We start from the raw sequence: 7,795 nt of genomic DNA, 5'->3' as shown, positions 1-7,795 counted from the left end.
ATTCTCACCTGGTGGAGGAGTTGGCTTTATCGGCTCACCATCCATAAAAGTCAAAAGTCTATCCGTAACCGTGGATTAAGAAATTAAAATTATACGGAGATGACAGTAAGAGTCTCCATGTTGAACAAAGCCAGCGTAGGAAATACACGTAGACTCCGGCGGGAGCAGAGGCATAGGTGAGACCCCATGATGCGCTTGCGTCTACAAGTAATGCTACGCAGTGGGCTTCCTCAGCGCAAGGGTGCTAGGAAGCCTAACCAAGTAGTTCCCTGGCTCACCAGCCGCCCGCGGAAAGCGAAGTGTATTTCTGGAGCGAAGGTAAAGCAACTTTCTCGAAGATAATTACATCAAAAAACCCAAACAAATACGTTTGGGTTTTTTATGTATTTTTCTCTTGCCTTACCTATACTTCTTACACATACTCTAAAACTCTATGATTTGATTTCACAATTTGATAGTCATTCGTTAAACTACTTACCACTAATGATTCCGTTTGATAATGAGTAGAATCTTCTTGAATTCCTTTTAAATAAAGTGTATTCGTAATAGCCGTTGCGATAAACATACCTTGTTCTGATGCTATCAGGTCATGATGACGTAATGCAGCTGTTGGATTTTTCACTCCCATAGCTACACAACGCTTCTTTTCTTCCTGGTTTCGTACAACAAGTCGCCCTTGCATTTCCCCACCTAAACTTTTAATGGCAACTGAAGATAACACACCCTCAGGTGCTCCCCCTATATTATAGAACATATCGATGTCATTTCCGTGGATGCATGGTCTTAATGATTGTAAAACATCTCCATCCTTAAATAAATGGACAGTTACCCCAGCTTCTCTCATCTTAGCGATTGCTTCCTCATGTCTAGGTCGCTCTTGTACAACCACTTGTAATTCATCCACCTGTTTCCCTTTGGCCAATGCAACAGCTCGTACATTTTCCATAAGTGGTGCATCAATATTTATCTTCCCTACTGCTTCAGGACCAACGACTAATTTTTCCATATACATGTCTGGTGCATGAAGTAATGTGCCTTTTGGGGCTGCAGCAATTACAGTAATTCCATTATCTTCACCTGCTGCTGTTGGAGTTGTTCCATCGATTGGATCAACCGCAATATCTAGTTCTACTCCAAGACCTGTACCGACTTCTTCATTAATATAAAGCATTGGTGCTTCATCAAGTTCTCCTTCACCAATTGCAATAATACTATTCATCTCGATTTGGTTTAAATTCTCACGCATGGAAGTAGTAGCTGCATCGTCAGCACTATTTTTATCGCCACTTCCTACCCATGGAATTGTTTTTACTGCCGCTTCTTCTGTTACCTTCAAGAAATCCTTTAATAAATGATGCATAATAACCTCCAAGAATTAACTATGATGACTATATATAGTTTTTTTATTACGTACTTGCTTTGACCTCAACCATTATACATCATAATAACAGAAATAAATAGGTTAATAGAGTAACTTTTTCATAAAATCCACCAATGAATAGTATAACACATTGAAAATAACTTATGAAAACGCTTTAACTAATAGTTAAAGTTGAATTTGGTATAATTAGTAACGTAAGATAGAAAAGAAAATATAAAATTTTAGGACTTAAGGAGGGTATTGATTGATTGAAGTATATACAGATGGAGCATCCAGCGGTAATCCAGGAAAGAGTGGTGCTGGAGTTTACATAAAAGCACATGGAAAAATATATGAATACAGCATACCTCTAGGTGAATTATCGAATCATGAAGCAGAGTTTCAAGCAGTTCTTAAAGCATTAGAAATATGTCTAGAGCAGTTTCCAGATGAGATACTTTCCTTTCGCTCCGACTCACAAATTGTAACGAGTGTGTTAGAAAATGATTATACAAAAAATTCTAAATTCCTCCCTTTTCTTGAGAAAATTAGAGAAGTGACCAGTGCTTTTCCATATTTCTTTATTAAATGGATACCAGAAAAACAAAATCACCATGCTGATCGATTAGCAAGAGCAGCTTTACATAAGAAACATACCGGTAAAGAGGGATAATGCCTTTCATCCCTCTTTCTTCCATGGTGGGTCGCCATTTTTATGAAGGTTTTGATTTACTTTATAAACCAGAAAAGGTAGTAAGAAAGACAAAATAATATAAAACCATCCTAACGTACTGGGCAATCGTTCCAAAATCATTTGCCACATTTTATTGCTCGCCTCCATCTTGTTTTACTTTAAAGGAACTACCTGGATCAAGAATAATCGCATTTACATTAATGTTGATATCACTCTTACTAAAGTAGTTCTCCCCATAATCCCAATCATCTTCAACTTCTTTCCATAATTCATAATGATACATGGTTAAATAGTCATCAAAATCAAAAATATCGACCTTTAGTTCATCTTTCAATTTAGCAATTGCCAATTCTGATTGTTCTTTTATCTCATCTTCTAACGCTTTAGAGAATTTATCATTCGTTTCTTTTGTCATGACATCAATCGTTCCATAGTACTCAGCAATAGATGCTTCGACTTCAATATCAACATCAAATTTCAAATTATGTTTATCCTTATTTTTTAATGTTACCTTTCTTCCACCTTTTGTTATGTTAACTGTCAGTAGCTCTCCATCCATTGTAGTAGTTAGATTCCCTTGAAGATTCCTACCAAAGATAAAATTTCTACCTTTTGCTTCTTCTTCATAAATGGTTCCTACCCATTGCCCAGTCTTCCCTCTAATAGCAGCAATTCCACTATAATTAACACTATTATCACTAAAAAGTGTAAGTTGCGGGAGAGCAAAACTTCTATTTTGTAATAATGCTTCTTGAATATCCCCAACTCTAGTTGGTTCAACCGTAATAGGTACTTCTCTATTCTCTAATAATTCACTTAAATATTGTGCAGGAATTTTCACATGCTCAGTTTGAACGTAAAATAATTCCTTAGCTTTTCCTTCTGCTACAGCTAACTTAAGTCCCCGTCGCATGCTCTGTTGCCGAACAAATATATCTAATATTTTTGGAAATACTCCCTCTTTTTCTATAATGTCAGTCGAAAACAAAGCAATATTTAAATGTTCTACATTAATTTTTCGATTGGCTTGTCTAGAAATATCTCTATTTATTTTAAATATACTTTCACCGGTTTGTGATAAATTACGAAATGCCCGTCCTCCACCAGGTTGTGTTGTTGAGCCAAGACCACTCGGGACAACAATCTGATGTGTTAGTTCAAAATATAATTTCTCTTCTTGTTCTCCTGCCAAATCAACGGCAACGCCAGAAAGAAATCCACGATCTTCTATTTCAATATCATCCCAACAACCAACTAATAAAACTAAAGGAACAAAGAAGGTTACTATCTTGAACGCCTTATTTACCACCTTGCTTTCCTCCTTTGAAAATATACATCATCCATAATACGATTAATACTGTACTAGATAGTCCCAAACTGAAATAAGTCACAATTTTATCCATTACTCCAATTTCATAAGAGTTGTTTGGAATCGTCGTTAAAAAATAAACAACAGGAGCTAATATAAAAACGAATGTCTGCTTTTTCACCTTTGAAAAGATTGAGGTCAATGCAAATAATGCTATATCAAATGCCATAACTGTCGTTGTAAAAATAGCCATGGTCCATATTACAAAAAATATCGACTCTAATCGCTCAAAAAATCCTCCAGGAATCTCAACCGATTTAGCTAACTCAATAAAAGGAAACCTTATATTTGCAGTTTGCACATTTCCAAAAACAGCAATACAAGTTAAGAAGATAATGAGATAGAACAAAACAACCGTTGCCATCCCTAATACAGCCTTTTTAGGTACCTTTATTGGATTCTTCACCAAAGAAATATAGAAGAAAAGAATACTAATCCCTGTAAATGATAATGTTCCTTCAAAAACACCCTTACCCAAGTCTTTAATATCAGTTTTAAACATTGGCATCACATTATTAAATTCCATAAATCGAATGGAAAATAGAAGTAATATTGTGGTCGTCACCAATACAATCGGTAAAAACAGGGCATTCAAGCGAAATATGGCAGCTCTTGAACCAGATACGGCATAGATAACTACAAGTAAATAGCTAAAATTAATTACCTGAACTGGAGTTCTTTCAAATAAATAAGTATGAGATACATCTGCAATCGCTCGTACTTCAAATGCTGTTAATAAAGTTCCTTGGACTACAAATAAAAATGTAAAAAGCATGGCAACCGGCTTAGTTACTAAGAAAGATGCATATTTAAGAAATGGTTGATTGGGAAAATTGGATGCAATTTTGGCAACGAGCCAAGTAAACATGATGGCAATAAAACCGGACATTAAAATAGATATCCAGCCGTCTGCAGCAATTGTATTTTCTGCTAGGTTTCTAGGAAATACTAATATGCCAATTGCAATCAACATGGAAGGAACTGCAAGAAAGATTTCACGTTGACTAATTTTTTCATCTCCATAATTTAAGTTACTCATCTAGCAATTCCTTCCTTTTCATTCTGGCTTAATATCTTTCGCCTTTTCATCTTTCGTTTTCATGAACTTCGGTCTTCTGGTTACGAACGAAAATGGAGCACGAATGACTAAATCCTTCCAATCTTGTGAGAAGGTAGGTGAAAATGGTGTGGAATAAGGAATCCCTAAACTTTTTAGATTTACAATATGGATATTGATCATAATATAAACTAAAATTATTCCAAACAAACCAAGAAAAGATGCTGCGATCATGAAAGCAAATCGCAGTGTTCTTAGTGTAAGGGCAAAACTGTAGGATGGAACACTGAAAGATGCAATCGCAGTTAATGCTGTAACAATTACCATGATTGGACTGACAATTCCTGCACTAACTGCTGCTTCACCAATTACTAACCCACCAACTATCCCAATCGTTTGTCCAATGACTTTAGGCAAACGAATACCAGCCTCATGTAATATTTCAAAAGTAATTGCCATTATCAATGCCTCGATTGCTGCAGGGAAAGGTACTCCTTCTCTTGTTGCAGCAATTGAGTAAGTGAGTGTACTTGGTAACATCCCAGGGTGGTAAGCAACAAGTGCAATGTAGAGTGATGGCAAAAATAGGGCAAAAAAAGCTGATAAATAACGAAGTAAACGTAATAAACTCGCCGTTATCCAACGTTGATTATAATCTTCTGGCGAATGCAAGGCATCCCCAAGTGTGATGGGTGCAATAATAGCAAACGGGGTTCCATCCACTAGAATTGCAACTTTTCCCCGAACCAAATTTAGCGAGACCTTATCTGGTCGCTCAGTCTCCATTAACTGAGGAAAAGGGGACAAAAAACTATCTTCTATCCATTGCTCCACATAAGAAGAATCCGACACGTAATCAATGTCAATCGTTTCTAATCTACGATTGACTTCCTTTACTAATTCTGGGTTAACAATTCCGTCTATGTAACATAAAACAAGCTTTTGTTTGGATCGTTTTCCTACAACATGCGATTTAAGCCTTAGATTTGGATCCTTTATGTCTCGCCTTATCAAAGCTGCATTCGTTTCAATACTTTCAACAAATCCATCTCTCGGTCCACGAATTAACGTCTCAGACTCAGGTTGCTGAATCGAACGAGTTTCTCCTCCATTGGTCCCCATTACTAAAACCGTATCGAAATTCTCTAGATAGAATGCAGTGCTTCCGTTTAATATAGCTAAAGAAACATCATCTAACGACTGTACTTTTCTTATATCTGTGATTGAAATAACTTCTTTATAGATTTTATCTAATACATTTTCATCAAAGTCTTTTAGGTTGGATTGAATGGTTTTCAAAATATTGTTGCTTATTAAATCTTCGTCAACCAAACCACTAATATATACAATTGCAGCTCTTGAATCGAGACTACCTACCAAAAATTCACGAACGACTAAGTCTCCTGGATCTCCTAGCATTTGTTTTATGCTAGCTAGGTTTTGGTCAAGATTTGTAGTAATCTCTTTAGTAAATTTGGCTGATGATTTCTGTTGGTCATCCTGTTGTTGATTTTGACTGTTTTGCTTGAAAAGGTCTATTCTCTTCAATCGCTTAAAAAGAGAAGATCTAACCATCTCATCCCCTCATTCTATAAAATGTCTCTCCCCCTTCTTATTACCTAAAAAGGAAATTTTATGCATGCACTACTGATTCATAAACCATTAATAAGTATTGACCATTTGGATAAATTCACCTGCTTTATGAGGATAAATACCATCCGTAATGTACCAAGTCCAATAGTTATCTCCACTCTCTTTTCCAATCATGCCACATAGCATCATACCGATTTGGAGATGTGCTGTCGGAAAACCGAGGATATGAAACGGGAGTTTTAGCTCATTATCACAAACAGTGATGACCTCACCATTTATTTCTAACACTTCAAATAAACTATGAAATGTATCCGTACATTCCTCCATCCTATTTATAATAGTATGGATATCTTTTCTTGGGTCCCAATCTGAATCATGTATTTTAGGGTACATAGATTGAAACACATCATTTAATGTTGCTTCACAAGCAATTAATTCCATCTTGTATTCTTCAATATCAGCAGAGACTTTTTCATACCAGGAACTGCCAGTCGTTTTATCTAACCAACGAACAAACTTTTTTAATTGAAATAGGAATTGTCTGGTTTCAATTTGATTAACAGAGATTTTGATGATAGTTGGAAGGTAAGTGATGAGTAGTTCTTCCCAAAAGGAGGGCTGGCATTCTTTCCAGGACTTAGGACAATCCTTATCGTAGTATTCTTTCATGTAGTGTGAGAGGATGTGGAGAAAATGGTTAACCTGTTCATTTGATTTGTACCGGCGTTTATAGGCAATTAAATCACGCCCATAAAATTCCATAATGGCTCGGTTCGGCATATTGAATTCAGCACCAATTTGAATCATTTCAAGAACTTCTTTATGCTCATCTGGACGTGAAAATATCTTTACAAACGATCGAATTTCTATTTTCGGTCCCCCTTTCTGACTTTCACGAGGTTCTTCAAAACTAAATCGACGTTCATTAAACATGGAAACATCTCCTTTAATTATTCTGGGAACAAATTGTAGTACTTTAAGTATGGATTATTTTTCATTGGAATGAATGAAATGGAAGTGGAAGTGAATATTAGGTGCAACTCTTGGTAAGGGTATAGGATAACTTGAATTGAAGGATTTTTTAGTGAGTTATTACGGAGTTTTTGTAATTATCTATCATTTTAAACGATGACTAGTCTAAAAGTAATCGTTTTTTATAAAATTTTGGAGAAATATGGTGAAATTTTATACCACAAAAAAACTAGATCAGGCACTTCCCATCTAGTTTAATGATCAAATCTATTTTGCTGTGTTTAAATTCTTTAAACCTTTTTTCATTACCTCTAAGACTTCTTCTAAAGTCGCACCCTGATAGCCTTTCTCGTATGCGCTTCGCAAAAGATTTTCCACTTGCTTCGTGTTCTCTTTTTTATCTTTCACTTGCAAACAACGCTCCCTCATTGTTTCATAACTGGTTTTGTATATTTAATAGTCACGATTACGATTTTTAATAAACTATGTATCATTATACCAGAATACTAGAAAAAGAGAATCCCTATTTTATTACAAATTATTACAAAATCTAGGCAGAGGAAGCTCTATTTTTGTCATTTTATGGTTTTACAAAAAAAGAGACACCTATCATTAGCTTTTTTAGCAATGATAGGCATCTATTTAAAGGGGCACTTAAGAAAAGCTAGAGAGCGCCCGCTTTGCGACGTACGGACTGGGACTGCGATTACTCGCCCCACCGAAAACATTTGCGCCTGGCCATGCCAGGTG

Annotated in this window: 7 protein-coding genes; 1 reads left to right on the top strand and 6 read right to left on the bottom strand. The window is 35.9% G+C overall.

Annotation, left to right across the window (positions count from 1 at the left end):
• Window positions 1–412 precede the first annotated feature (412 nt).
• Window positions 413–1,360, bottom strand: coding sequence for a class II fructose-bisphosphatase (gene glpX, locus BUB12_RS16855; RefSeq protein WP_072892075.1), 948 nt, complete (start codon window positions 1,358–1,360; stop codon window positions 413–415).
• 265 nt (window positions 1,361–1,625) lie between these two features.
• On the opposite strand from glpX, the gene BUB12_RS16850 reads away from it, so the two are divergent.
• The gene (locus tag BUB12_RS16850; RefSeq protein ID WP_072892074.1) at window positions 1,626–2,033 is read left to right on the top strand and encodes a ribonuclease HI family protein; all 408 of its coding nucleotides are present in this window, start codon (window positions 1,626–1,628) and stop codon (window positions 2,031–2,033) included.
• 151 nt (window positions 2,034–2,184) lie between these two features.
• Here the strand turns inward: BUB12_RS16850 and BUB12_RS16845 are convergent, their stop codons facing one another.
• The 5 genes from BUB12_RS16845 to BUB12_RS17785 form a co-directional block, all read right to left on the bottom strand.
• The gene (locus BUB12_RS16845) at window positions 2,185–3,363 is read right to left on the bottom strand and encodes a Ger(x)C family spore germination protein (protein WP_072892073.1); all 1,179 of its coding nucleotides are present in this window, start codon (window positions 3,361–3,363) and stop codon (window positions 2,185–2,187) included.
• Entirely contained in the window at window positions 3,353–4,462 is a 1,110-nt protein-coding gene (locus BUB12_RS16840) for a GerAB/ArcD/ProY family transporter (RefSeq protein WP_072892072.1), read from the bottom strand. The genes BUB12_RS16845 and BUB12_RS16840 overlap by 11 nt, the downstream gene beginning before the upstream one ends.
• An 18-nt stretch (window positions 4,463–4,480) precedes the next feature.
• A complete protein-coding gene (locus BUB12_RS16835) occupies window positions 4,481–6,055 on the bottom strand; it encodes a spore germination protein (protein ID WP_084063393.1) in 1,575 nt (524 codons plus the stop codon).
• A gap of 87 nt (window positions 6,056–6,142) precedes the next feature.
• Window positions 6,143–7,006 carry a hypothetical protein gene (locus tag BUB12_RS16830; RefSeq protein ID WP_072892071.1) on the bottom strand — a complete coding sequence of 288 codons (864 nt, stop codon included), beginning with the start codon at window positions 7,004–7,006 and terminating at the stop codon, window positions 6,143–6,145.
• A gap of 306 nt (window positions 7,007–7,312) precedes the next feature.
• Entirely contained in the window at window positions 7,313–7,459 is a 147-nt protein-coding gene (locus BUB12_RS17785; protein WP_159431593.1) for a hypothetical protein, read from the bottom strand.
• Between the last annotated feature and the right edge of the window lie 336 nt (window positions 7,460–7,795).

Source organism: Ornithinibacillus halophilus (assembly GCF_900129485.1).
Lineage (GTDB): Bacteria > Bacillota > Bacilli > Bacillales > Amphibacillaceae > Ornithinibacillus > Ornithinibacillus halophilus.
The sequence above is the reverse complement of the archived record's forward strand: the minus strand, read 5'-3'. Positions and strand labels throughout refer to the sequence as shown.